The sequence below is a fragment of the Paraconexibacter algicola genome (assembly GCF_003044185.1).
GTDB lineage: Bacteria > Actinomycetota > Thermoleophilia > Solirubrobacterales > Solirubrobacteraceae > Paraconexibacter > Paraconexibacter algicola.
In genome coordinates this window covers 280,324-303,756 of record NZ_PYYB01000004.1, presented here as the reverse complement: position 1 = coordinate 303,756, position 23,433 = coordinate 280,324, and the positions used below count along the sequence as shown (strand labels likewise).

Below are 23,433 nucleotides of genomic sequence, written 5' to 3'. Positions count from 1 at the left end.
CCTCGAAGGTCCAGGTCGAGTAGGCGGCCCGTCGTTCCTCAAGGGTACAGGCCCGTCACGCCGGGCCGTCAGGGATCATGTGTCCATGCCCGCACGCCGCGTCCTCGCCGTCCTGCTCGCCGCGCTCAGTGGGACCGCGGTGGCGGCCTGCGGCTCCGACGACGACGGGGGCGGCGACCGCGCCCCGCGCGGACCCGCATCGGCGACGCTGCGGGCCGAGCTCGCGAAGGCGACGAACGTCGACGTGTCCCGCTTCCCGCAGGCCGACGGCCGCACGCTGCGCGAGCTCGCCGACGGCCTCGACGGGACCGGCACGACGGTCGGGCTGGCGACGACGATCTTCCCGACGCCGAAGCCGCGGCTGGCGTTCGGGGTCATCGACGGCGAGAACGCGTTCGTCTACGCGCCCACGGTCGTGTACCTCGCCCGGTCGGAGAACGCGAAGGCGATCGGGCCGTTCCCGGCGCCCGCCGACCTGCTCGTCACCGACCCGCCGTTCCGCAGCCGGCAGGCCGCCAGCGAGAAGGACCCGTTCGCGGCCGTGTACACCGCGCAGGTGCAGGCCGCGCAGCCCGGGGCCTACCGGGTGCTCGTCGTCAGCGAGGTGAACGGCGACCTCGTCGGGGCGCCCTCGCAGATCGAGGTCATCGACCCGGCGAAGGACCCGGTCGTCGCCCCGGGCGAGAAGGCGCCCGCCGTCGAGACCGACACCGTCGCCTCCGCGGGCGGGGACGTCGCGTCGATCGACACGCGCATCCCGCCGTCGGACCTGCACGACGAGTCCCTGAAGGACGTCCTGGGCAAGAGGCCCGTCGCGCTCCTGTTCGCCACGCCGCAGCTGTGCCAGTCGCGCGTCTGCGGCCCGGTCGTCGACATCGAGCTGCAGCTCAAGGCCAAGTACGGGGACCGGATGGCCTTCATCCACCAGGAGGTCTACGTCGACAACGACCTCTCCAAGGGGCTGCGCCCGCCGCTGGAGGCGTTCGGCCTGCCGACCGAGCCGTGGCTGTTCACGATCCGCCGCGACGGCACGGTGGCGGCACGCCTGGAGGGCTCGTTCGGCTTCCGCAGCTTCGAGACCGCCATCCGCGCGGCACTCTGACCGGGCCCGGCCCCGGGGCGGGCGGTCAGGTGCCGAGGGCGTCGCGCACGAACGGGCCGAGGAGCGCGCTGACCTGCGCGGCGGTCATCGCCGACGGACCGCTCGGCAGCGTCGCGTAGCTGATCGCGAGGCGCACGACGGCCTCGGACAGCAGCCGCGCCTGCGCCGGGCGCAGGCCGTCCCAGTGCTCGAGGACGACCGCCTGCAGCTGCTCGGTGGCGCGCTGGAGCACCGGCTCGCCCTGCGTGGTGACGAGCGCGAGCAGCTCCTCGCTCCCCTGGCCGGTGAGCACCGCGCGCACGAGCGGGTCCTCCTCGGCGGCCAGCAGGAACACCTCGAACGCTGCGGCGAGCGCCTTCACCGGGTCCGCGGCGTTGGCGCGCACCGCCTCGTGGACGGCGGCGACGAACCGCTCGGCCTCGCGCACGACCAGCGCCTGCGCGAACTCCTCGCGCGAGCCGAACTCGTTGTAGACCGTCTGGCGGCTGACCCCGGCCGCCGCCGCGATCTGCGCCATCGTGACGTCGGCCCAGTCGCGCTCGGCGAGCAGCTCGCGCGCACCGTCGAGCAGCGACTCGCGCAGCAGCTCCTTGGCGGCCTGCGCGTACGGGGCGCGGCGCCTCACGCCGCGGGCTCGAAGTCGGCCTTGTCGCGTACCGCGCAGTCCGGGCAGGCCCAGTCGTCGGGGATCGCCGACCACGGCGTGCCGGGCGGGAACCCCTCGCGTGGGTGGCCGGCGGTCTCGTCGTAGACGTACCCGCAGCCGGGGCAGACGTGGCGGCTCATGCCCCGTACCGTGCCAGGACCTTCGCCCGCCTGCGCGGATGGATGTTCGCGCGCGTCACGTCGCCGTCGTAGTGGGCGAGCACGCGCGGGTCCATGACGCGGCGCCACAGCGGCGGGATCGCGGCCAGGACGATCATGCCCGCGTACCCGGTGGGCAGCTGCGGGGCCTCCTCGAAGTGGCGCAGGGCCTGGTAGCGGCGGACCGGGTTGGCGTGGTGGTCGCTGTGGCGCTGCAGGTGGTAGAGGAACACGTTGGAGGCGACGTTGTTGGCGTTCCAGCTGTGCTCCGGGGCGGTCCGCACGTAGCGGCCGTCCTCGCGCTTCTCGCGCAGCAGGCCGTAGTGCTCGAGGTAGTTGACGACCTCCAGCAGCGAGAAGCCGAGCACCGCCTGGACCAGCAGGTAGGGGAGGACGACGGGGCCGAAGGCGACGGCGAGGCCGCCGAACAGCACGACGGTCATCAGCCACGCGTTGAGGATGTCGTTGTGGATCGTCCACGGACCGCGGCCGGTGCGGGCCAGGCGCTCCTTCTCGAGCTCCCAGGACGAGCTGAACGAGCCGGCGACGGTGCGCGGCAGGAACGCCCAGAAGCTCTCGCCCAGGCGCGAGGACGCCGGGTCCTCGGGGGTGGCGACGCGGACGTGGTGGCCGCGGTTGTGCTCGATGAAGAAGTGCCCGTAGAACGTCGGGGCGAGCGCGACCTTGCTGAGCCAGCGCTCGAGGCTCGCGCGCTTGTGGCCGAGCTCGTGGGCGGTGTTGATGCCGATGCCGTTGACGAGGCCGACGGTCCAGGTGAGGCCGACGAGCGCGGCGGGACCGAGGTCGCCGGAGGACCACAGGGCGCCGGCCAGGATCAGCGCGCCGTACTGCAGCGGCAGGAACGCGTAGGTGCACCAGCGGTAGTAGCGGTCGTTCTCGAGCCACTTGATGACGCTGTCGGGCGGGTTCTCCTCGTCGGTGCCGATCGCCGTGTCGAGGATCGGCATCAGGACGAACACGAGCACCGGGCCGATGAACCAGATCGCCGGGACCGACCAGGCGGCGTCGACGCCCCAGGCGATGAACGGGGACAGCGGGACGATCAGCCCGAGCAGCCACGCGTAGCGCTTGCCGTCGGTCCAGGCCGGGGTGGGCACTGCCTCGGCGTCGTCGTCGTGGTGGTGGTGATGGTGGTGGTCGTGGGTGGCGGTGGCCATCGGACGGCTGCTCCCTCGTGTGGACAGATGAGCCGCTCTCCGTCGGCTCGCTTGACACAGTACCCCACTCGTGTAAATCGGTTGCAGGAATCCTTCACGGCCGGTCCCACGGGTCCCGTAACGTCAGAGACCGTGAGCGAGCCAGACATCGACCCCCAGGAGACGCAGGAGTGGATCGAGTCGCTGCGGGACGTCGTCGCCCGCGACGGCGCCGACCGCGCCCGCACGCTGCTCGACGCGGTGCGCAACGCCGCGCACGAGGTCGGCGTCCCCCTGCGCAACCACCTGAGCACGCCGTACGTCAACACGATCCCGGTCGCCGCCGAGCCGCCGATGCCCGGCGACCCGCAGGTCGAGCACGACCTCCGCTCGCTGATCCGCTGGAACGCGATGGCGCTCGTGCTCCGCGCCAACGCCGAGTCCTCCGAGCTCGGCGGCCACATCGCCTCGTTCCAGTCGGCCGCGACGCTCTACGAGGTCGGCTTCAACCACTTCTGGCACGCGCCGTCGGCCGCGCACGGCGGCGACCTCGTGTACATCCAGGGCCACTCCTCGCCCGGGATCTACGCCCGCGCGTTCCTCGAGGGCCGCATCCCCGAGGAGCGGATGCTCCGCTTCCGCCAGGAGAGCGACCACCGCAGCCCGGGGCTGTCGTCGTACCCGCACCCGTGGCTGATGCCGGACTTCTGGCAGTTCCCGACCGTCTCGATGGGCCTCGGCCCGCTGATGGCGATCTACCAGGCGCGGTTCATGAAGTACCTCAGCGGCCGCGGCCTGAGCGACACGACCGCGCGCAAGGTCTGGGCGTTCATGGGCGACGGGGAGATGGACGAGCCCGAGTCGATGGGCGCCCTGTCCCTCGCCGGCCGCGAGAAGCTCGACAACCTCGTCTTCGTCGTCAACTGCAACCTGCAGCGGCTCGACGGCCCCGTACGCGGCAACGGGAAGATCATCCAGGAGCTCGAGACGAACTTCCGCGGGGCCGGCTGGAACGTCATCAAGGTCATCTGGGGGTCGCGCTGGGACGCGCTGCTGGAGCGCGACACCGACGGGCTGCTGCGCCGCCGCATGCAGGAGGCGCTCGACGGCGACTACCAGGCCTACAAGGCGCGCGACGGCGCGTTCGTGCGCGAGCACTTCTTCGGCGCCTCGCCGGAGCTGCGCGAGATGGTCAAGGACATGAGCGACAAGGAGATCTGGGCGCTCAACCGCGGCGGGCACGACCCCGCGAAGATCCACGCCGCCTACGCCGCCGCCGTCGCGCACACCGGGCAGCCGACCGTGATCCTCGCCAAGACCGTCAAGGGCTACGGGATGGGCAAGGCCGGCGAGGGCCAGAACATCACCCACCAGCAGAAGAAGATGGACGACGAGGCCCTGCTGGCCTTCCGCGACCGCTTCGACCTGCCGATCAGCGACGACGACGTCCGCCGCAAGGTGTTCGTGAAGCCCGACGCCGACGAGCCGACGATGCAGTACCTCGCCGAGCGCCGCAAGCTGCTCGGCGGCAGCCTGCCGGTCCGCAAGCCGACCGGCGAGCCGCTGGAGGTCCCGGATCTCGAGGCGTTCCGCACCGTCCTGGACGGCAGCGGCGACCGCGAGATCTCCACCACGATGGCGTTCGTGCGCGTCCTCGCCGCGATCGTGCGCGACAAGGCGCTGGGCCGTCACGTCGTGCCGATCGTCGCCGACGAGTCCCGCACGTTCGGCATGGAGGGCATGTTCCGCCAGCTCGGGATCTTCAGCCAGGTCGGGCAGCTCTACCAGCCCGAGGACGCCGACCAGCTCATGTTCTACAAGGAGGACAAGGCCGGGCAGATCCTCCAGGAGGGCATCAACGAGGCCGGGGCGATGGCCTCGTGGATCGCGGCCGCGACCTCCTACGCCAACCACGGCGTCCCGATGATCCCGTTCTACATCTACTACTCGATGTTCGGGTTCCAGCGGGTCGGCGACCTCGCCTGGGCGGCCGGGGACAGCCGCGCGCGCGGCTTCCTGCTCGGCGGCACCGCGGGCCGCACGACGCTCAACGGCGAGGGCCTGCAGCACGAGGACGGCCACAGCCACCTCGTCGCGCACACGATCCCCAACTGCGTCGCGTACGACCCGGCCTACGGCTACGAGGTCGCGGTGATCGTCCAGGACGGCCTGCGCCGGATGGTCGCCGAGCAGGAGGACGTCTTCTTCTACATCACGCTGATGAACGAGAACTACCCGCAGCCCGCGCTGCCCGAGGGCGCCCGGGAGGGCATCCTGCGCGGCATGCACCGGGTGCGGGAGGCCGACGGTCCCGCCGCCGTGCAGCTGCTGGGCTCCGGCACGATCCTGCGTGAGGTGCTCGCGGGCGCCGAGCTGCTGCGCGAGCAGTACGGCGTCGAGGCGGACGTCTTCAGCGTCACCTCGTTCACGGAGCTGGCCCGTGACGGCTACGCGGTCGAGCGCCACAACCGCCTGCACCCGACCGACGAGCCGCGCATGTCGTTCGTCGAGGAGACGCTCGGCACCCCCGACGTGCCGGTCGTCATCGCGACCGACTACCAGCGCGCGGTCCCCGACCTCATCCGGCCGCTGCTGGACGGTCGCCGCTGCACGGTCCTGGGCACCGACGGCTTCGGCCGCAGCGACTACCGCCGGGCGCTGCGCCGGTTCTTCGAGGTGGACCGCCACCACGTGGTCGTCGGGGCGCTCCACGCCCTCGGCCGCGCGCAGGACGCGGCGAAGGCCATCGCCGAGTACGACATCGATCCCGACCTGGAGGTCCCGTGGCGTCGCTGACCGAGGTAGCCGTTCCCGACATCGGGGACTTCTCCGACATCCCGATCGTCGCGATCCTCGTGGCCGTCGGAGACACGGTCGCCGTCGAGGACCCGCTCGTGGAGATCGAGTCCGACAAGGCGACGCTCGAGGTCCCCGCCCCGATGGCCGGGGTCGTCAAGGAGCTGAAGGTCGAGGTCGGCGACACGGTCTCCGAGGGCACCGTGCTGCTGATGCTCGAGCCGTCCGACGGGGCCGCCGACGCACCGGACGAGACGCCGGAGCCGGAGCCCGAGCAGGCCGCCGAAGCGGCGCCGGCGGCCGCGTCCGCGGACTCCGCCGCCCCCGCGCGAGCGGCGGCGCAGCCGCAGGCCGAGCCGGCCGACGACGCCGACGTCCACGCCTCCCCGATCGCGCGGCGGGTCGCCCGCGACCTCGGCGTCGACCTCACGACCGTCAAGGGCTCCGGCCGCGGTGGCCGGATCACCCGCGACGACGTCGAGGCGGCCGGGGTCGGCACCGGCACGACGCACGTCCGCACCGACGTCGCGCCCGGAGAGGTGCAGCGCCTGGAGCTGTCCCGCATCCAGAAGGCGTCGGCGAAGAACCTCCAGGGCGCGTGGCAGACGATCCCGCACGTCACCCACCACGAGGACGCCGACATCACCGAGCTCGAGGCGTTCCGCAAGCAGCTGAACGCCGAGCAGTCCGACGTCAAGGTGACCATGGTCGCCCTGCTGCTGAAGGCGACCGCGGTGTCGCTGCGGGCGTTCCCGAAGTTCGCGTCCTCGCTCGACGGCGACGAGCTCGTCGTCAAGCCGGACCTGCACATCGGCTTCGCCGCCGACACCCCCAACGGCCTCGTCGTCCCCGTCGTCCGGGACGTGCCGCACAAGGGCATCCTCGAGCTCGCGGGCGAGCTGACCGAGCTGTCGGGGAAGGCCCGCGCCGGGAAGCTGTCGCCCAAGGAGATGAGCGGCGCGGTGTTCACGATCAGCTCGCTCGGCGGCATCGGCGGCACCGGCTTCACGCCGATCGTCAACCCGCCGCAGGTGTGCGTCCTGGGCGTCGTGCGCAGCGCGATGAAGCCCGTGTGGGACGGGGAGGCGTTCCAGCCGCGGCTGATGCTGCCGCTGTCGCTCTCCTACGACCACCGGGTCATCGACGGAGCGGCCGCCGCACGGTTCTGCGCCCACCTCGCGGGCGTGCTCGGCGACCTGCGCCGCGCGCTGCTCTGAGCCCGCTCGCGGGCCGACAGGGCCGGGCGGGCGTCAGCGCGGCGCCCGCACGATCCGCGTCGTGCTGCGGAACCGCTCGCCCGTCCACGAGATCCGCCGCTCCCGTAGCCGCGACGGGCAGCAGTTCGGGTCGCCCGCCGCGTAGACCGGCGTCCGCTCGACGAGCGTGCGGCGACGGCCGGGCGAGAGCCGGAACACCGGGTCGGAGAGCCGCGCGTAGGCGATCGCGAAGCGCCCGCCGTCGTTGCGCAGGACCGCGAACGGGGACGGGGAGGACACCGTGCAGCAGCGCAGCAGCGCGAGGCGGTCGACGTCGCCGTCCCCGTCGTAGTCGGCGCACAGCGCCTGCGAGGCGGTGGTGTAGACGGTCGACGGGCGCCTGGGGTCGAGCAGCTGCGTCAGCCGGCGGTCCGCGTCCAGGCGCGCGGGCAGACCGGCCTGGACCGCCGCCTCGGTGGTGGCGGCGCGGCCGCAGTCCGACCACGACCGCGACGCCGCGGAGGCGGGTGTGGGGGCGAGGGCCGCGCCGGCGAGAGCGGCGGCCGCGAGGACGAGCGAGGAGGACCGGTGGCGCATGGGCGCGGCATACCCGAGGCGCACGCCGGTCATGCGACCGGCGCGATACCGTCCCGGGCGATGGGAAAACGCTCTCGCGCACGTCGTCCGCCCGGTCCGCGTCCGCCACGCGAGCCGCGCCCCGACCGGTCGCAGCCCGGGCGTGAGAAGGGCCTCGGGCGGCTGCCCGCCGCGCGCCGCGTGCTGGCGCTCTACCTGGGGGCCGCGACCGTGGTCGCGCTCGTCGCGCTGCTCGGGATCGCGCTGATCGGCGGGACGGCCGGTCCGTTCCTCGTCTTCGCGGTCGTCGCCGGGGCCAGCGGCCTCGTCTACTGGCGGGCGCAGCGCGCGCTCGTCGGCCTGGGGCTCAGCGACGAGGACCGGCTGCTGCAGACGATGGCCGCCGGCCTGCTGCTGATCAGCTCGCTGCTGGCGCTCGTGTCCGTCCTGGCGACCTCGTTGAGCTGACGTGCAGGACGCGCTGCGACCCGACGGCCCGGGCCGGCCCGACCCCGACCGTGGCGTCGGCGCGACCGTGCTCGTCGCCGCCGGCGCGGCGCAGGAGCTCGACGCGCACCTCGCCGACCTCGCCGCGAGCGCCCGCAGCCTGTACGACACCGCGCCCGACCCGGAGCTGCGCTCGCGCATGCTCGGCCTCGGCGCCGCCGGGGCCCGCGCGCGGGTCGTCGTCCTCCCGGACGGCCGCACGCGCGTGAGCTCCCGCCCGTTCCGGCCGCCCGTTCCGGGCGGCCCGCCGGTGCGGCTCGTCCCGTTCGTGCTGCCCGGCGGTCTCGGGGCGCACGACTGGGCCGACCAGCGCCTGGCCGACGACCTGCGCGAGCGCGCGGGGGAGGGGGCGCTGCCGCTGCTCCTGGACGAGGACGGCGAGGTCCTCGAGCCGGTCGGCGAGACCGTGCTGATCGTGCGCGACGGGACGCTCGTCGGCCCGCCGCTGGACGACCGCCGCCGCCACGCCGTCGCGGCGGCGCGACTGCCGGTCGCGCGTCGCGAGCGGCTCGAGCTCGAGACCCTGCGCCGCGCCGACCAGCTCGTCGTCGTCGGCTCCCTGAACGGCGTGCGCGCCGCCGAGGTCGCCGCGTGAGCCGCACGAGCCTGCGGACCGTCCTGGGCCTCGTGCTCACGCTCACGGTCATCGTGGTCGCCGCGGTGTCGGGGGGCGACGGGCGCCGCACGACCACCACGACCACCGAGTACGCCGTCCTGCCGCCCGAGGCGACCGCCGTGCTCCGCGCGATCCGCAGCGGCGGGCCGTTCCGCTACCGCCAGGACGGCAGCGTCTTCGCCAACCGCGAGGGACTCCTGCCCGAGCGCCCGCGCGGCTACTACCGCGAGTACACGGTCCCGACCCCGGGATCGCCGGACCGGGGCGCCCGGCGGATCGTCACCGGCGGCGACCCGCCGGAGGTCTCCTACTACAGCCGCGACCACTACGACAGCTTCGCCCCGATCGCCAGCCAGCAACTGCCATGAGCGTCCTCACCGACCCCGCCACCGCCGCGACCTCCACGCCCGTCCCGGTCCTGCAGGACCGGCTCGACACGCTGCGCGCACAGGCACACGAGCTCGGCTTCACGATCGTCGACGTCGACCTGCACGACCACCCGGGCAGCGCGGACCTCGTCGCGCGCTTCGCCGGGCCGCTGCAGTTCCCCGACTGGGTCGGCTCGACGCTCGACGCGCTCACCGACGCGCTGCGCGACCTCTCCTGGCACGAGGCGCCCGGGTACCTCGTCGTCGTCGACGGGCCGCGCGACCCGCGGCTGGCCGGCGTGCTCCAGGACGCCGCCGAGTTCCAGGCGCAGGACGGGATCCCGTTCTGGGGCGTCTGGGTCGTCCCGCCGCCGCAGACCGGGCCGTGACCGCGACGCGGCTGCCCGACGGCTTCCTCGTCGGCCACTGGACGCACCCGGCCGGGCACACCGGCTGCACCGTCGTGCTCGCGCCCGGCGGCGCCACCGCGGGCGCCGAGGTCCGCGGCGGCGGCCCGGGGACCCGGGAGACCGACGTGCTCGCGCCCTCCAGCGCGCCGCGCGACGTCCACGGCGTCCTGCTCACCGGCGGCAGTGCCTTCGGGCTCGCGGCGGCGGACGGCGTCGTGCGCTGGCTGGCCGAGCGCGACCACGGCCACCTGACCCGCAGCGGCGTCCGCGTCCCGCTCGTGCCCGCGGCGGTCGTGTTCGATGCGGGGGCGCTGGACCCGGCGGGCCGCCCGGACGCCGCCGCCGGGCGCGCCGCGTGCGACGCGGCGAGCGCCGCCGTCCCCGGGCGCGGCCCGGTCGGAGCGGGAGCGGGCGTGGCGGCCGGCAAGCTGCTCGGGCCCGAGGGCTTCACCCGCACCGGGATCGGCGTCGCCAGCGACGACAGCGCCGGGGCGCTCGTCACCGCGATCGCGGTGGCCAACCCCGTCGGGGAGATCGTCGCCGCGGACGGCACCGTCCTGGCCGGGGCGCGCGACGCCGCCGGGCGCACGCGGCGGACCGTCGAGCTGCTGCGGGAGGGGACGGCGTTCCAGCCGCCAGGGGAGGGGCGGGAGGCGACCGTCCTGGTCTGCGTCATGACCGACGCGGCCGTCGACCGCACCGGCGCCTGGCTGCTCGCCCGCGCCGCCACCTCGGGCGTGGCGCGCGCCGTGCACCCGGTCGCCACCCCGTACGACGGCGACGTCGTCTTCGCGCTCGCCCACGGGACGGTCGTCGCCGACCCGTTCGCGCTGCAGGTCAGCGCCGCCGAGGCCGCGGCTGCCGCGGTCCGCGACGCGGCACCGCGCTGAGCGGCCTCATCCGAACGGCGGGTCCTCGGCCCGCAGGCCCTGTCACGGCCGCCCGCGCCCTGATAGCCGTGGGCGGCACATGACGCCTGCCAGCGCGCGCGAGCGCGAGATCCTGCTCACCGGCGCGACCGGCTTCCTCGGCATGGAGCTGCTCCACCGCCTGCTGACGCGCACCGACCGGACCGTCCTCGCGCCCGTGCGCGCGGCCGACGACGCGGCCGCCGAGGGGCGGCTCGACACGGTGCTCGCCACGCTCCTGGGTCCGGACGCGGGCGCGCTGCGCCACCGCGTGCGGGCGGTCGCCGCCGACCTCGAGCAGCCGAGCCTCGGCCGCAGCGAGGCGCAGCGCCGGGCGCTCGTCGCCGGGGTCGACACGGTCGTCCACTGCGCCGCGTCGGTCGCGTTCACGCTGCCGCTGCCGGACGCGCGGCGCAGCAACGTCGACGGCACCCGGACGGTGCTCGAGCTCGCCGCGCTCGCGCCGGACCTCGACCGCGTCGTGCACGTGTCGACCGCGTACGTCGCCGGTGACCGTCCCGGCGTCGCGCACGAGCACGAGGGGGACGTCGGCCAGACCTCGCGCAACACCTACGAGCGCACGAAGCTCGAGGCGGAGGCGGTCGTCGCCGCCAGCGGCCTGCCGCACTGCGTGCTGCGCCCGAGCATCGTCGTCGGGGACGCGCACACCGGCTGGACGCCGGCGTTCAACGTCATCTACTGGCCGCTGCAGGCGCTCTCCCGCGGCCTGCTGCCCGTCATCCCCGGCGACCCTGGAGGCCGTGCCGACGTCGTGACCGTCGACGTCGTCGCCGACGCCCTGCTGCGCCTGGCCTGCCAGGAGCGCCGGACGGGCACGTTCCACGCCGCCGCGGGCGAGCTCGCGCCGACCGCGCAGGACCTCGTCGACCTCGCGGTCGGGCACTTCGGGATCGAGCCGCCGCGGTTCGTCGCGATCGGGGAGGCCCCGGACATCGAGCGGTACGCCGGCGCGTTCCTGCCGTACTTCCGGGTGCGCGGGAGCTTCGACCTGTCCCGCGGGCGCACGATCGGCGTCGCCCCGCGGCCGGTGCCGGAGGTGTTCGACACGCTCATGCGCCACGCCGTGCGCGCGCGCTGGGGTCGCACGCCGGTCGCGCGCTGGGAGGCGCAGGAGCTGCGCGCCGCCGCCTGAGCGGCGGCGGGCCTCAGGCGCCCTCGAGCGCCTCGAGCGGCCGGTTGCGGGCGACCGCCTCGCGGGCCGCCCGCGCCCGGGCATCGTCGAGCTGCTCGTCGAAGTCCTCGGCGGACGGGTCGAGCTCGGCGAGGATCAGCGGCGGTCCGGGGGCGCTGGCCGGCGGCAGCAGCGCGAGGACGACGAGCCCACCGGACTCCCGCTCCCCGATCGTCCAGTACGGGGAGCCGGTGCCGAGCTGGCGCCCGGCGAGCACGCGGGTGACGAGCAGTCCGACGGCGCCGCTGACGACCAGCAGCGCGAGGACGACGAGCAGGCCCTTCATCGGACGGGCGGGACGGGTCGGTGACGCACGATCATCGGGTCCGTCGACGGTAGCGCTTCGCGGCCGCGACGGTGCGCCACGCCCGCCCAGCGCGCGGGCTGCCACACTTCCTCCCCGATGCTCGGCGTCACCGTCTTCGGCCTGTCCATCACCGAGATCCTCCGTGACCTCGGCTACCTCGGCCTCGGCCTGCTGATGTTCGCCGAGACCGTGTTCCCGCCGATCCCGTCCGAGGCGGTGCTGCCGCTCGCCGGGTACCTCGTGGCGATCGACGAGTTCGGTCTCGTGCAGGTCGTGCTCGCGAGCACGCTGGGCTCGGTCGTCGGCGCGATGCTCCTGTACGAGGCGGCCGCCCGCGGCGGCCGGCCGTTCGCCGAGCGGTTCCTGAAGGTCGCCCGGCAGGACCTGCGCCGGCTCGAGCACGCCGAGGAGTGGTTCGAGCGCCGCGGCGCGATCGTCGTGGTCGTCGGCCGCTGCATCCCCGGCGTGCGCAGCCTCGTGTCACTGCCCGCGGGCGTCCTGCGGATGGGCCGCGTGAAGTACGTGGCGCTGACGACGCTCGGCTCGCTGATCTGGAACTGCGTGCTCGTCGGCATCGGCATGGCGCTCGGCTCCCGCTGGGAGGAGGTCGGCGACGTGATCGGCCCGCTGAGCAAGCCGCTGCTGGCGCTCGCGGTGCTCGGCACCGCCGCGTTCCTCCTGTACCGCGGGCTGCGCGCCCGGCGCGCTGCCGCCGGCGCGGGCGCGAGCTGAGCCGGACCGCGTCGGCGGCCCGGCGGGGCCCGTCTCAGTCCTCGGCGAGAACGATCAGCTTGTCGCGGCCCGTGCAGGGGAAGAGCGCCGACTTCGGCGGGCTGATCCGCACGCCGTAGGCCTCCGCGGCGTCCTCGGCCGCGGACGCGTCGCGGTAGCCGATCGCCGTCTCGCCGCGCTCCCGCGCGGCGGCCACGAGGGTCGCGAACGACACCGGCTCGCCGGGCGTCACGTAGGTGGAGGCGTCCCGCAGGTACACCTCCGAGCCCTCCGCGCTGAACAGCACGTCGAACACCTCGGCGAGGTGCTCGTTCTCGCTGATCTGGGCGAGCATCAGGCTGACGATCTGCTCGCTGACGATCACGTCGTCGACCTTCGTGACCTGGGCGAGCTCGCGGTTGCCCTCGTCGAGCATCTCCGACGCGATCGTCACGTGCTTGTCGGCCTTGTCGGTCAGCTCGCGCAGATGCAGCAGCGTCACGAGCGTCCGGGCGTCCGCGCGCTGCGGCACGAGGTCGTCGTCGCTCATCACGATCACGTGGTCGTAGGAGGGGACGTCGACCGCCTCGAGCGTCGAGCGGTCCGTCGGGACGCCCTCGATCGTGGAGGTCGTGAGGTTCGTCATCGTGCCCGCCCGGGCGATCGCCCGGACCATGCGCTGCTCGTCGGGGCCGAGCAGCACGACCTCCGAGCCCGGCGCGGAGAACGCGTTGAGCTCGCGGAGCACCGGGGCGGTCCGCCGGTTGACCCCGATGATCAGCGCCCGCCGGGGGGACTCCGGCGGGGACTCCGCCCGCACGACGCGCGCCTCGTCCGGCGCGACGGTCGGCGCCTGCGCCGCGACGAGCACGCTGTCGTCGTCCGCCAGCGCGATGAGCTCGTCGCCCGCGCCGATGACCGTCGCGGCGTCGGGGTTGATCGTGACGCCCTGGGCCGTGCGCACCCCCATCACGGCGCACTCCTCGTACGCCAGCAGCGCCTCCCCGTAGGTGCGGCCCGTGAACGACTGGTCGTCACGGAAGTAGATCTCGGTGCCGTCGAAGTCCAGCAGCTCGACGTAGACCGCGGCGGCGCCCGCCTGCCGCGATGCCTGCACGATCAGCCGGGCGATCGTGTCGCCCTTGTCGACGATGACCGCCTCGTCGCCGCCGACGAGGTACGCGGCCTCGATGTTCGAGGGGTGCTCGATCTCCGCGACGATCCGGTACGGCTCCTCGCGGCGGTCGGGGCCGCGGGTGAGCGCGAGGATCGTCTTGATGACGCTCGTGTCCGGGTCCTCCTCCTCGGGGGACAGGACGATGATCGAGCGGCAGTCGTGGTGGTTGACGATCGCGAGGTCGCGCAGGTTGATCGGGCTGCCCGTGCGGCAGACGATCTTCGTCCCGCGCATGTCCTCGATGCGCTCGCGGATCGCGTCCTCCATCTCGACCTTGTCCTTCTCGGCGAGGATCACGACGACCGGGTCACGTTCGCTCTCGTTGGCGATCGACAGCTCCGAGAGGATCGTGAAGATCGTGTCCGACCAGCCCAGGATCAGCGTGTGGTCCTTCTCGAGGACGCTCGAGCGCCCCTTGCGCAGCTCGGCGAGCCGCTCGTCGAGCGTCGTGGCGAGCACGCCGATGAACGCGCTGAAGATCACGATGCCGCCGGCCGTGACGAACAGGCCGAGGATGATGTAGCCGGTGCCGGTGTCGCCCGCGACCGTGCCGGAGTCGATCGTGTGCAGCAGCGCGTTGTACGCCGCCGTGATCGGGTTGTCCGTCGGGCCGGCGCCGAAGATCAGCGCGACCGCCGCGGTCACGACGACCATCAGCAGCACCGCGAGCCCGAGATAGCCGATCAGGGCGCTCGGGCCGCGCGACATCGACGCGTCGAACGCGTACCGCGCGCGCTGGCCGAAGCTCGGCTCGGGTCGGGGTTTGGCCGGCCGGCGGAGGGGCGTGGAGGCGGCTGCCGCCCGCTGACGGCGGAGACGAGATGAGGAGGACAAGGCGCGACATTCTAGGGCGATGGGCCGCGGGAATCCTCGGACTTCTGTCCAACGGCAGCGCTCAGCGGCGCCAGCGGCGCTTCTTCTCGGGCTGCGGGCCGTCCGGCCCGACCTGCAGATCGCCGTCGATCAACTGCTTGGCGAGCCCGAGCGCCTGCGACCACATCGCGTCGAGCTGACGGCGCAGCTCGGCGTCCTGCGGCTCGTCGCCGGCCCGCAGCGCGCGCGGCGCTTCGGCCCCGACCGGATCCACGTACAGGTAGCGCCGTCCGCCCGGCCAGCTCACCGAGATGAGCACGCGATCGTCGGCGCGCAGCGCGGTCGCGAGCGCCAGGTCGTCGGTGGCCGCGATCGTCTGCTCGGCGGCGAGCGCGTGCTCCTCCACCCAGTCCGGGGGCCACTGCGGGAGCTCGGTCATCGCCGCGAACGCTAGCCCACCGGACGGTCTGGGACACTGCGCGCGTGCTCGCCATCGGTCTCACCCTTCTGGCGGTCGGCGTCGTCGCCGCCGTCGTGTGCTTCTTCTGGAAGCGGTCCTCCGACAAGACGGCCGGCTGGTGGACCGCGGTCGCCGCCGTCGACATCGAGACGGCGCTCGACGCCGGCGACGGCATCGCCGTGGCGGTCACCGGCACGACCGTCGCGCCCGCCGGCCCGGACGGCGCGCCGCAGAAGGACCCGACGCTCGGCACGCCCGCCGCCTGGTGGCGCGAGACCGTCACCGAGCACTGGGAGGAGCGCGTGCGGGTGAACCGCAGCGGCAACGACAGCGGTCCGGACCATCGCTGGGAGGAGCGCTCCAACACGATCTCCAGCCGCGAGAGCACCGCGCCGTTCGTCGTGCGCGACGGCGGCCGGGACCTCACGATCACCTTGCGCGACCTCGACGTCGAGGGCGATCTGCTGCAGTCGCGCGCCGACCGGGTCGCCGCCTCCGCCGGGGCCGCCTCGGGCGAGGGCGGGCTGGCGGCCACGATCCTCGCCGGGCTCACGCAGATGACCGCCGACCGCCGGGACCACTACGTCGAGACCCGGATCGACGTGCTGCCCGACGGGGTGCCGGTCCTCGTCGCCGGACGGATGGCGGGCACCACGCTCGTGGCCGACGCCGAGCACCGGCTGCAGGTCTGCGAGGGCACCGTCGAGGAGCGGCTCGGCGAGAGCCTCAAGAGCGCGGGGCGCGCCCGGCTCGGCCTGATCGCCGCCGGCGTCACGGCCGGGATCGGGGCGCTCCTGTCGGTCGTGGGCGCGATCGTCGGCTGAACGCCGACGCCACGATCCCCCCGGTCGGGGGTCGGCCGGTAACCACGTCCGGGCCGCGGGATACCGCAGCTCATGCCGCTGCGTGCTCCCGTCCGTCCCCGCACCGCCCGCCCGCGGGTCGGGCTCGTCCTTGGAGCGGGCGGCATCACCGGGATCGCCTGGCTCGCCGGCGCCCTCCGTGCCCTGCGGGAGCACGGCTACGACCCGGCGGACGCCGACCTGATCGCGGGCACGTCCGCCGGCGCGGTCGCCGCGACCGTGCTCGCCGCCGGACACGACCCGTGCGACCTGCTCGCCTTCGCCGAGGACCCCGGGCTGCTGCGCGAGGCGATCGTCGCGGCCACCGCGGGCCGCGGCCCGGAGGGCCTCGCGCTCCCGCTCCCGGGGTCCCTCGGGCTCGCCTCGAGCAGCCTCCTGCGGGGCGGCCCTCGCCGGCGGCTCGGCGCGCTCACCGGCCTGCTGCCCCGCGGCGTGCGCAGCAGCGACGAGATCCGCGGGCTCACGCACGCGGCGGCACGTCCGGGCTGGCCTGCGGACCGGCGCCTGTGGCTGCACACCTGGGACGTGCGCGCCGGGCGGCTCGTGACCTTCGGCCGGGACGGGGCGCCCGCGGCCACCGTCGCCGACGCGGTCGCGGCCTCCTGCGCCGTGCCGTCGTACTACCGGCCCGTGACGATCGGCGGTCGTCGCTACGTCGACGGCGGGATCCGCTCGCTGACGAACGCGGACCTGCTCGCCGGGGAACCGCTCGACACCGTCCTCGTGCTGACGCCGTTCTCCGCCCGCGAGCGCGGGCCGCTGCTCGACACGGCCGTCTACGGCCTGGCCCGGACGGCGACCGCAGCGCGGACCGGCCGCGAGCTCGACCGGCTGCGCGCCGCGGGGATGCACGCGGCGCTCCTGACGCCCGCCCCCGCGGACCTCCGCGCGATGGGCCTCAACCCGATGGACCGGGGTCGCAGCCGCCGCGTGCTCGAGACCGCGCACGCCTCGGTCGCCGCCCGGCTCGACGCGACGCTCGACGGCGTCCCGCTGCCCGCCGCGCGCCGGCGGCGGCGCCGCCATCTGCGCCTGGCGGCGTAGCCGCGGCCGGCTCCCGGACCCGTCCCGCCGGTGGCGGTCGGTACGGTGCGGGACGTGGTCCGCCCGACCCCACCCAGCCCGACCCCGCGCCGTCCACGCCCCGAGCCGTCCGCGTGACGCTGCTCGACGCGCTCCCCGACGAGCCGACCCCCGACGCGCTCTACGACGCCTTCACCGCCTGGGCGGCGGACGAGGGCCTGGAGCTCTACCCCCACCAGGACGAGGCCGCGATCGAGCTGTTCAGCGGCGCGAACGTCGTCCTCTCCACACCGACGGGCTCGGGCAAGTCGCTCGTGGCGGTCGCCGCGCACGCCGCCGCCCTCGCCGAGGACCGGCGTACGTTCTACACCGCCCCGATCAAGGCGCTCGTGTCGGAGAAGTTCTTCGCGCTGTGCCGGACCTTCGGGGCCGAGAACGTCGGGATGCTCACCGGTGACGCGTCGGTCAACGCCGACGCCCCGGTGATCTGCTGCACCGCCGAGGTGCTCGCGAACATCGCGCTGCGCGAGGGCGCGGGAGCGGACGTCGGACAGGTCGTGATGGACGAGTTCCACTTCTACGCCGACGGGCAGCGTGGCTGGGCGTGGCAGGTGCCGCTGCTGACGCTCCCCGACGCGCAGTTCCTGCTGATGTCCGCGACGCTCGGTGACGTCCGCGCCATCGCCGACGACCTCACGCGCCGCACCGGCCGCGAGACCGCGCTGATCGCCGACGCGCCGCGGCCCGTGCCGCTGACGCACCGCTGGTCGCTGGAGCCGCTGCACGAGCTGCTCGAGGACCTCGTCGCCGAGGACCAGGCCCCGATCTACGTCGTGCACTTCACGCAGGCCGCCGCGATGGAGCGCGCCCAGGCGCTCCTGTCGGCGAAGCTCTGCAGCCGCGAGGAGCGCGACGCGATCGCCGACGAGCTCGGCGCGTTCCGCTTCACCGCGGGCTTCGGCCGGACGCTGTCGAAGCTCGTGCGGGGCGGCATCGGCGTCCACCACGCGGGGATGCTGCCGCGCTACCGGCGGCTCGTCGAGCAGCTCGCGCAGCAGGGGCTGCTGAAGGTCATCTGCGGCACCGACACGCTCGGGGTCGGGATCAACGTCCCGATCCGCACCGTGGTCCTCACGAGCCTCGCGAAGTACGACGGCACGAAGTCACGGCTGCTGAAGGCGCGCGAGTACCACCAGATCGCCGGGCGCGCGGGCCGCGCCGGGTTCGACACCGCGGGCACCGTGGTCGTGCAGGCCCCCGACCACGTGATCGAGCGGTACCGGGCGCTGCAGAAGGCGGGGGACGACCCGAAGAAGCGCCGCAAGGTCCAGACGAAGAAGCCGGCGGAGGGCGAGATCTCCTGGACCGAGGAGACGTTCGACCGGCTGCGGGAGGCCGCACCCGAGCCGCTGCAGTCCAAGCTGCGCGTCGACCACTCCACGATCCTCAACGTCGTCCACCAGCCGGCCGACCCGATCGAGGCGATGCGCGCCCTCGTGACCGACAACCACGAGGACGAGCGTGGTCGCGCGCGCCTGCTCGAGCAGGCCGTCGCGCTCGGCGACGAGCTGCTCGCCGCCGGCGTGCTCGAGTGGCTGCCCGAACCCGACGAGGACGGCCGCACGCTGCGCCTGGCCGTCGATCTCCAGGAGGACTTCGCGCTCAACCAGCCGCTCGCGTCGTTCGCGCTGCACGCGTTCACGCTGCTGGATCCCGACGAGGAGACCTACTCGCTGGACCTCGTCTCGGTCGTCGAGGCGATCCTCGACGACCCGTTCCCGGTGCTGAAAGCGCAGGCCGGGAAGGCGCGCGGCGAGGCGATCGCCGCGATGAAGGAGGAGGGAATCGAGTACGAGGAGCGCATGGCGCTGCTGGAGGAGGTCACCTACCCGCAGCCGCTCGGGGAGGGCCTGCGCGACGCGCTGCGCGCCTACCGCGAGACGCGACCGTGGCTGCGCGAGTCCGACCTCTCCCCGAAGTCCGTGGTCCGCGACATGTGGGAGTCGGGCCGCAGCTTCACCGAGCTCGTCGCCGCCTACGGCCTGGCCCGCTCGGAGGGGCTCGTGCTGCGCTACCTCAGCGGGGCGTACCGGGCGCTGCGCCAGACGATCCCCGACGAGCTCGGCACCGCGGAGCTCGACGAGCTGATCGACTGGCTCGGCGAGACCGTGCGCCAGACCGACTCGAGCCTGCTGGACGAGTGGGAGGCGCTCACCGACCCGGACGCCGTCGAGCGCGCGGCGGCCGGCGCCCCGGCGCCGCCCCCGCGACCGATCACCGGCAACGAGCGGGCGTTCACCCGGATGGTCCGCAACGCGCTGTTCCAGCGCGTGCAGCTGATCGCGCGCGATGACGCCGACGGGCTCGCGGCGCTGGAGGCGGCGGCCGGGCAGCTGACCGACCCGCCGACCCGGCCGACGGTGACGCGCGCCGACTTCGCCGCGGGTCTCGACGCCCTCTGGGAGGAGTACGAGTGGATCGAGACCGGGCCGGACGCCCGCTCGCCCGAGCTGCTGCTCGTGACGCGCGGCCCGCAGGAGTGGGAGGTGCGCCAGATCCTCTTGGACCCCGACGCCAACCAGGACTTCTCGCTGCTCGTGCGCGTCGACCTCGACGCCTCGGACCTCGCGGGAGAGCCGGTGGTCCGGACCGTCGCGTTCGGCCGGACCTGAGCGCGACGGAACGGCCGGGCGCTAGGCGGAGCGGTCGCCGAGGGTCGGCTTGACCGGCGAGACGAGGTCGCAGACGAGCAGCAGCAGCGGGGCGACGGTCAGCAGCACGACGACGATCAGGGCGAGCGACACGGGGAGACCTCTCGGAGGGGGAACGGTGGTCGGTGACCGCCGGGCTGGTCGTCCCGGCCGTCCCTGCCGGTGTCGGCAGCCGCCGGGCGAACCTTGAGCGCTCGTGGAGTCAGAGCACGCCGACGACGCGGAGCGCCGTCACGAGCACGGCCGCGAGAACCGCCAGCAGGGTGACGCCGACGGCGACCGAGCCGACGACGAGCACGGTGCGGGTGCGGCGCGCGACCGTGCGCCCGCGGTGCCGCACGACCGCGGGGAGCCGCTGCTCCTCGACCAGCTGGACGAGCGCGCCGCGCGCCCCGGTGCCGAACCGCCGGCGCTCGAGCTCGTGCACCCGCGCGGTCCAGCGGACCACGTGCTGCTGCGCCTCGCGGCGGCGGCGCCGGTGGCGCGGGCCCCGGCCGGTGGCACGCAGGCGCCGCTCCCAGTAGCGGAGCGAGGAGCGGGCGTCCTGCAGCTCGTCCTCGAGGTCGTCGGGGGTGCGGGCGGCGAGGCTGGCGATCATCCGATGGTACGCGACGGTGGACGGGGGCCGGCCCGGTCACCGGACCGGGCCGACGAGGGGCTCAGCGGCGGCGACGGCCGCGGCCGTGGTGCCGTCGCCCGGTGATCGCGGCGCCGACCGAGTGCTTGGCCAGGCCGCTGAGGTCGAGCCGGTCGACGAGCCGCTGCAGCTGCCGGCGGTCGCGCGCCGAGAGCGTGCTCGGGCGACCGCCGCTGCGCTTGACGAGCTCGAACAGCTGACGCCGCTCGGTGGGGGACAGGCGCGAGGTGACGTGCGAGTGGGCCTCGCGGCCGACGTCCAGGGCGATGAGCCACGGGACGACCCGCTTGGCCGCGACCCGCGAGGCGGGACGCCGCAGCAGGCTCACCGCGCACCCCGCGCCGTCACGCGGCGCAGCAGCGAGCGGCGGGGCGGGTGCTCGCCGGTCAGGCGGTACTGGAGCTTGCGCGCCAGGGGCGGCGCGACGAGCTTGAGGATCTTCCAGGTGATGCGTCCGAGCAGCTGGTACATGGTGGCCTCCTGATGGGGGAAGAGGTGGCGGGCGGCGGCGCCGGACGGGGCGCCGCCGACCCGGGACGACGGGCTACTTGCCGAGGACGTCCTTGACCTTGTCGGTGACCTTCTCGGCGGTCTCCTTGACCTTGTCGACCGCCTGGTCGACCTGGCCCTCGCGCTTGAGATCGTCGTCACCGGTCAGCTTGCCGGTGGTCTCCTTGGCCTTGCCTGCGAGATCCGTCATGGGTGCTCCTTCGGTGTCGTGATGAGGGGGATGCGACGATCGAGGAGTACCCGCTTGCACGCGCAACCAACCGGGGTGGCGGGCGTCGATGGCGCGTCGGCGCGCCCCGCGTCCGCGACCCTGGAGGGATGAGCGCGTTTCCTCCCGGGTTCTTCGACCGGCTCGACCCGACGCCCGACGCGGCGTTCTACCTGCCCGAGCGGCTCGTGCACCACATCGACGACGAGGCGGTCCGCGCGGTCGGCGATCTGTACGAGGAGCTCGGGGTCGATCGCGGGACCGTGCTGGACCTCATGTCCTCGTGGGTCTCGCACTTCCACGTGCCGCCGGAGGAGCTCGTCGTGCTCGGGATGAACGAGGCGGAGCTGCGCGCCAACGGCGCCGCGTCCCGCTGCGTCGTGCACGACCTCAACGCCGTGCCGGACCTGCCGTTCGACGCCGACAGCTTCGACCACGCGGTCTGCTGCCTGAGCGTCGACTACCTGACCTCGCCGCTGGAGGTCTTCGCCGAGGTCGCCCAGGTGCTGCGCCCCGGAGGCCTGTTCGTCTGCACGTTCTCCAACCGCTGCTTCCCGACGAAGGCGATCCGGGGATGGCTCGCCGCGCGCGAGTCCGAGCGCGTCGCGATCGTGCGCCGCTACTTCGAGCTGACCGACGGCTTCGGGCCACCGAGCGCCGACCTGCGCACGCCACCCCACGGCGACGGCGACCCGCTCTGGGCGGTCTGGGCGGCCGCCCGCTGAGCGGGGCCGCTCAGCCCGGCGGGTGCAGCTCGCGGACGCGCGCGTCCGCGTCGGTGGCGACCTGCGCGCTGGCCTGCGCCACCTCGCGCAGGCGCTCGCGCAGCGCCGGATCGGTCGCGCCGAGGATCCGCGCGGCGAGCAGCCCGGCGTTGCGGCCGTTGCCGACCGCGACGGTCGCGACCGGGACCCCGCCGGGCATCTGCACGATCGACAGCAGGCTGTCGAGGCCGTCGAGGTAGCGCAGCGGCACGGGCACCCCGATGACCGGGAGGACGGTGACGGCCGCCAGCATGCCCGGGAGGTGCGCGGCGCCGCCGGCCCCGGCGATGATCGCCTCGAGGCCGCGCGCCTCGGCCTGCTCCCCGTACTCGATCATCGCCTGCGGCGTGCGGTGGGCGGACACGACCCGCACCTCGTGGGGGATCCCGAGCTCCGCCAGTGCGACGGCGGCCTTCTCCATGACCGGCAGGTCGGAGTCGCTGCCCATGACGATCCCGACGCGCGGGGCGCTCATGCCAGGGCCTCCGCGGCCGCACGGGCCGTCGCGAGGGCAGTGTCGGGATCGGGGCCGGTGGCGTTCACGTGGCCGAGCTTACGGCCCGCGGCCGGCGCCTTCCCGTACAGGTGCACGTGCGCCCCGGGGACCGCCAGCGCGTCGGGGAGGCCGCGCGCCGGGTCACCACCGTCCGCGGGGCCGAGCACGTTGACCATCGCGGCGGCCGGCGCGACGAGCGCCGGGTCGCCGAGCGGCCAGTCCAGGACGGCGCGCAGGTGCTGCTCGAACTGGGAGGTCACGCAGCCGTCGATCGACAGGTGCCCGGTGTTGTGCGGGCGCAGCGCGAGCTCGCAGATGAGGAGCTCGCCGCCCTCGTCGAACAGCTCGACCGCCATCAGGCCCTCGAGACCGACCGCCTCGGCGAGGCGCTCGGCGAGCGCGACCGCGGCGGGCTCCGCGTCGCCGGCGGCGGCGACGACCTCGCGGCAGATGCCGTCCTCCTGGTAGGTGCGCAGGACGGGGAAGGTGGCGACCTGCCCGCCCGGTCGGCGGGCGACGATGACCGCGATCTCGCGGTCGATCGCGACGAGCCGCTCGGCGAGCATCGTGCGACCGACCTGCTCGAGCACGCCGGTCGCCTCGGCGAGGTCGTCGCAGACCCACACGCCGCGCCCGTCGTAGCCGCCCGTCGGGGTCTTCAGCACGAGCGGCCAGCCGAGCGTGTCGCCGGCCGCGGCGAGCTGCTGCGCGTCGTCGACGAGCGTGTGGTCGGGCACCGGGAAGCCGAGCCGCACGAACTCGGCGCGCGCGTGCGCCTTGTCGGCGGCGAGGCGCATGACCCGCGGGTGCGGTCGCACGACGACGCCCTCCTGCGCGAGCGCCTCGAGCGCGTCGAGGTCGACGTGCTCGATCTCGTAGGAGACGACGTCGACCGCCTCGGCGAGCGCGCGCAGGTCACCGGCGTCGTGCCCGGAGCCCTCGATCAGCCGGGCGCCCGCGGCGCCGGCGGCGGAGTCGGCGGCGGAGCCGAGCGCGACGACCTGCACGCCGAGGCCGATCGCGGCCTGGTGGGACATCCGGGCCAGCTGTCCGGCGCCGACGAGTCCGACGCGGGCGGTGGGCGGGGCGGAGCGCTTGGACATCCGCCCGATCTTATGGGG

27 protein-coding genes are annotated in these 23,433 nt (G+C 74.4%); 14 read left to right on the top strand and 13 right to left on the bottom strand.

The window, feature by feature from the left end; genetic code table 11:
* Positions 1-85 precede the first annotated feature (85 nt).
* Positions 86-1,102 (top strand): hypothetical protein, encoded by a 1,017-nt coding sequence (locus C7Y72_RS20855; protein WP_107571123.1) that lies wholly within the window; start codon positions 86-88, stop codon positions 1,100-1,102.
* A 25-nt stretch (positions 1,103-1,127) separates the two neighbouring features.
* On the opposite strand, the gene C7Y72_RS20850 is transcribed toward C7Y72_RS20855, so the two are convergent.
* From C7Y72_RS20850 to C7Y72_RS20840, 3 genes are read right to left on the bottom strand one after another with little or no spacing between them, the layout of a single operon-like run.
* Positions 1,128-1,727, bottom strand: a complete 600-nt coding sequence (locus C7Y72_RS20850) for a TetR/AcrR family transcriptional regulator (RefSeq protein WP_158276975.1) — start codon at positions 1,725-1,727, stop codon at positions 1,128-1,130.
* Positions 1,724-1,888, bottom strand: a complete 165-nt coding sequence (locus tag C7Y72_RS20845) for a rubredoxin (protein WP_107571121.1) — start codon at positions 1,886-1,888, stop codon at positions 1,724-1,726. Before C7Y72_RS20845 ends, C7Y72_RS20850 begins: the two co-directional genes overlap by 4 nt.
* Positions 1,885-3,084: an alkane 1-monooxygenase gene (locus C7Y72_RS20840; RefSeq protein WP_107571120.1), complete on the bottom strand. Its 1,200-nt coding sequence runs from the start codon at positions 3,082-3,084 to the stop codon at positions 1,885-1,887. Before C7Y72_RS20840 ends, C7Y72_RS20845 begins: the two co-directional genes overlap by 4 nt.
* A 132-nt stretch (positions 3,085-3,216) precedes the next feature.
* Here C7Y72_RS20840 and aceE point away from each other — a divergent pair, with 132 nt between their 5' ends.
* Together aceE and C7Y72_RS20830 are read left to right on the top strand one after the other, a co-directional pair.
* Complete coding sequence (gene aceE, locus C7Y72_RS20835) at positions 3,217-5,859, top strand: pyruvate dehydrogenase (acetyl-transferring), homodimeric type (protein WP_349016824.1); 2,643 nt, start codon at positions 3,217-3,219, stop codon at positions 5,857-5,859.
* The gene (locus tag C7Y72_RS20830; protein WP_107571118.1) at positions 5,847-7,076 is read left to right on the top strand and encodes a 2-oxo acid dehydrogenase subunit E2; all 1,230 of its coding nucleotides are present in this window, start codon (positions 5,847-5,849) and stop codon (positions 7,074-7,076) included. The genes aceE and C7Y72_RS20830 overlap by 13 nt, the downstream gene beginning before the upstream one ends.
* A 33-nt stretch (positions 7,077-7,109) precedes the next feature.
* Here the strand turns inward: C7Y72_RS20830 and C7Y72_RS20825 are convergent, their stop codons facing one another.
* Positions 7,110-7,652: a hypothetical protein gene (locus C7Y72_RS20825; RefSeq protein ID WP_146175486.1), complete on the bottom strand. Its 543-nt coding sequence runs from the start codon at positions 7,650-7,652 to the stop codon at positions 7,110-7,112.
* Positions 7,653-7,712: 60 nt separating this feature from the next.
* Between C7Y72_RS20825 and C7Y72_RS20820 the strand changes: the two genes are divergently transcribed.
* From C7Y72_RS20820 to C7Y72_RS20795, 6 genes are all read left to right on the top strand, one after another.
* Positions 7,713-8,099 carry a hypothetical protein gene (locus C7Y72_RS20820; protein ID WP_146175485.1) on the top strand — a complete coding sequence of 129 codons (387 nt, stop codon included), beginning with the start codon at positions 7,713-7,715 and terminating at the stop codon, positions 8,097-8,099.
* 1 nt (position 8,100) lies between these two features.
* Positions 8,101-8,733 (top strand): aminotransferase class IV, encoded by a 633-nt coding sequence (locus tag C7Y72_RS20815; protein ID WP_107571115.1) that lies wholly within the window; start codon positions 8,101-8,103, stop codon positions 8,731-8,733.
* 53 nt (positions 8,734-8,786) lie between these two features.
* The gene (locus C7Y72_RS20810; protein ID WP_431844379.1) at positions 8,787-9,122 is read left to right on the top strand and encodes a guanyl-specific ribonuclease; all 336 of its coding nucleotides are present in this window, start codon (positions 8,787-8,789) and stop codon (positions 9,120-9,122) included.
* On the top strand, positions 9,119-9,511 hold the full coding sequence (locus C7Y72_RS20805) for a barstar family protein (RefSeq protein ID WP_107571114.1): 393 nt from the start codon (positions 9,119-9,121) through the stop codon (positions 9,509-9,511). Before C7Y72_RS20810 ends, C7Y72_RS20805 begins: the two co-directional genes overlap by 4 nt.
* Positions 9,508-10,422, top strand: coding sequence for a P1 family peptidase (locus C7Y72_RS20800; RefSeq protein ID WP_107571113.1), 915 nt, complete (start codon positions 9,508-9,510; stop codon positions 10,420-10,422). The genes C7Y72_RS20805 and C7Y72_RS20800 overlap by 4 nt, the downstream gene beginning before the upstream one ends.
* A 79-nt stretch (positions 10,423-10,501) precedes the next feature.
* The gene (locus C7Y72_RS20795; RefSeq protein ID WP_107571112.1) at positions 10,502-11,593 is read left to right on the top strand and encodes an SDR family oxidoreductase; all 1,092 of its coding nucleotides are present in this window, start codon (positions 10,502-10,504) and stop codon (positions 11,591-11,593) included.
* Positions 11,594-11,606: 13 nt separating this feature from the next.
* Here C7Y72_RS20795 and C7Y72_RS20790 read toward each other — a convergent pair whose 3' ends face one another.
* Positions 11,607-11,918: a hypothetical protein gene (locus tag C7Y72_RS20790; protein WP_107571111.1), complete on the bottom strand. Its 312-nt coding sequence runs from the start codon at positions 11,916-11,918 to the stop codon at positions 11,607-11,609.
* Between the two features lie 117 nt (positions 11,919-12,035).
* Here C7Y72_RS20790 and C7Y72_RS20785 point away from each other — a divergent pair, with 117 nt between their 5' ends.
* Entirely contained in the window at positions 12,036-12,671 is a 636-nt protein-coding gene (locus C7Y72_RS20785; RefSeq protein ID WP_107571110.1) for a DedA family protein, read from the top strand.
* Positions 12,672-12,705: 34 nt separating this feature from the next.
* On the opposite strand, the gene C7Y72_RS20780 is transcribed toward C7Y72_RS20785, so the two are convergent.
* Together C7Y72_RS20780 and C7Y72_RS20775 are read right to left on the bottom strand one after the other, a co-directional pair.
* Positions 12,706-14,535 carry a CASTOR/POLLUX-related putative ion channel gene (locus tag C7Y72_RS20780; protein ID WP_107571109.1) on the bottom strand — a complete coding sequence of 610 codons (1,830 nt, stop codon included), beginning with the start codon at positions 14,533-14,535 and terminating at the stop codon, positions 12,706-12,708.
* 187 nt (positions 14,536-14,722) lie between these two features.
* The gene (locus C7Y72_RS20775; RefSeq protein ID WP_107571108.1) at positions 14,723-15,079 is read right to left on the bottom strand and encodes a hypothetical protein; all 357 of its coding nucleotides are present in this window, start codon (positions 15,077-15,079) and stop codon (positions 14,723-14,725) included.
* A gap of 44 nt (positions 15,080-15,123) precedes the next feature.
* Here C7Y72_RS20775 and C7Y72_RS20770 point away from each other — a divergent pair, with 44 nt between their 5' ends.
* The 3 genes from C7Y72_RS20770 (at position 15,124) to C7Y72_RS20760 (ending at position 19,658) form a co-directional block, all read left to right on the top strand.
* Positions 15,124-15,924, top strand: a complete 801-nt coding sequence (locus C7Y72_RS20770; protein ID WP_107571107.1) for a hypothetical protein — start codon at positions 15,124-15,126, stop codon at positions 15,922-15,924.
* A gap of 72 nt (positions 15,925-15,996) precedes the next feature.
* Positions 15,997-17,007 (top strand): patatin-like phospholipase family protein, encoded by a 1,011-nt coding sequence (locus C7Y72_RS20765; RefSeq protein ID WP_107571106.1) that lies wholly within the window; start codon positions 15,997-15,999, stop codon positions 17,005-17,007.
* 113 nt (positions 17,008-17,120) lie between these two features.
* Positions 17,121-19,658, top strand: coding sequence for a DEAD/DEAH box helicase (locus C7Y72_RS20760; RefSeq protein ID WP_107571105.1), 2,538 nt, complete (start codon positions 17,121-17,123; stop codon positions 19,656-19,658).
* Positions 19,659-19,899: 241 nt separating this feature from the next.
* On the opposite strand, the gene C7Y72_RS20755 is transcribed toward C7Y72_RS20760, so the two are convergent.
* From C7Y72_RS20755 to C7Y72_RS20745, 4 genes are all read right to left on the bottom strand, one after another.
* Positions 19,900-20,295: a hypothetical protein gene (locus C7Y72_RS20755; protein ID WP_107571104.1), complete on the bottom strand. Its 396-nt coding sequence runs from the start codon at positions 20,293-20,295 to the stop codon at positions 19,900-19,902.
* Between the two features lie 61 nt (positions 20,296-20,356).
* The gene (locus C7Y72_RS20750; RefSeq protein ID WP_107571103.1) at positions 20,357-20,662 is read right to left on the bottom strand and encodes a hypothetical protein; all 306 of its coding nucleotides are present in this window, start codon (positions 20,660-20,662) and stop codon (positions 20,357-20,359) included.
* The gene (locus C7Y72_RS23600) at positions 20,659-20,805 is read right to left on the bottom strand and encodes a hypothetical protein (RefSeq protein WP_154732259.1); all 147 of its coding nucleotides are present in this window, start codon (positions 20,803-20,805) and stop codon (positions 20,659-20,661) included. Before C7Y72_RS23600 ends, C7Y72_RS20750 begins: the two co-directional genes overlap by 4 nt.
* A gap of 73 nt (positions 20,806-20,878) precedes the next feature.
* Entirely contained in the window at positions 20,879-21,034 is a 156-nt protein-coding gene (locus C7Y72_RS20745) for a CsbD family protein (protein ID WP_107571102.1), read from the bottom strand.
* Between the two features lie 128 nt (positions 21,035-21,162).
* Between C7Y72_RS20745 and C7Y72_RS20740 the strand changes: the two genes are divergently transcribed.
* Complete coding sequence (locus C7Y72_RS20740; protein ID WP_107571101.1) at positions 21,163-21,777, top strand: class I SAM-dependent methyltransferase; 615 nt, start codon at positions 21,163-21,165, stop codon at positions 21,775-21,777.
* Between the two features lie 10 nt (positions 21,778-21,787).
* On the opposite strand, the gene purE is transcribed toward C7Y72_RS20740, so the two are convergent.
* Both purE and C7Y72_RS20730 read right to left on the bottom strand, forming a co-directional pair.
* Positions 21,788-22,291, bottom strand: a complete 504-nt coding sequence (purE, locus tag C7Y72_RS20735; RefSeq protein WP_107571100.1) for a 5-(carboxyamino)imidazole ribonucleotide mutase — start codon at positions 22,289-22,291, stop codon at positions 21,788-21,790.
* Positions 22,288-23,415 (bottom strand): 5-(carboxyamino)imidazole ribonucleotide synthase, encoded by a 1,128-nt coding sequence (locus tag C7Y72_RS20730; RefSeq protein WP_107571099.1) that lies wholly within the window; start codon positions 23,413-23,415, stop codon positions 22,288-22,290. The genes purE and C7Y72_RS20730 overlap by 4 nt, the downstream gene beginning before the upstream one ends.
* Positions 23,416-23,433 lie beyond the last annotated feature (18 nt).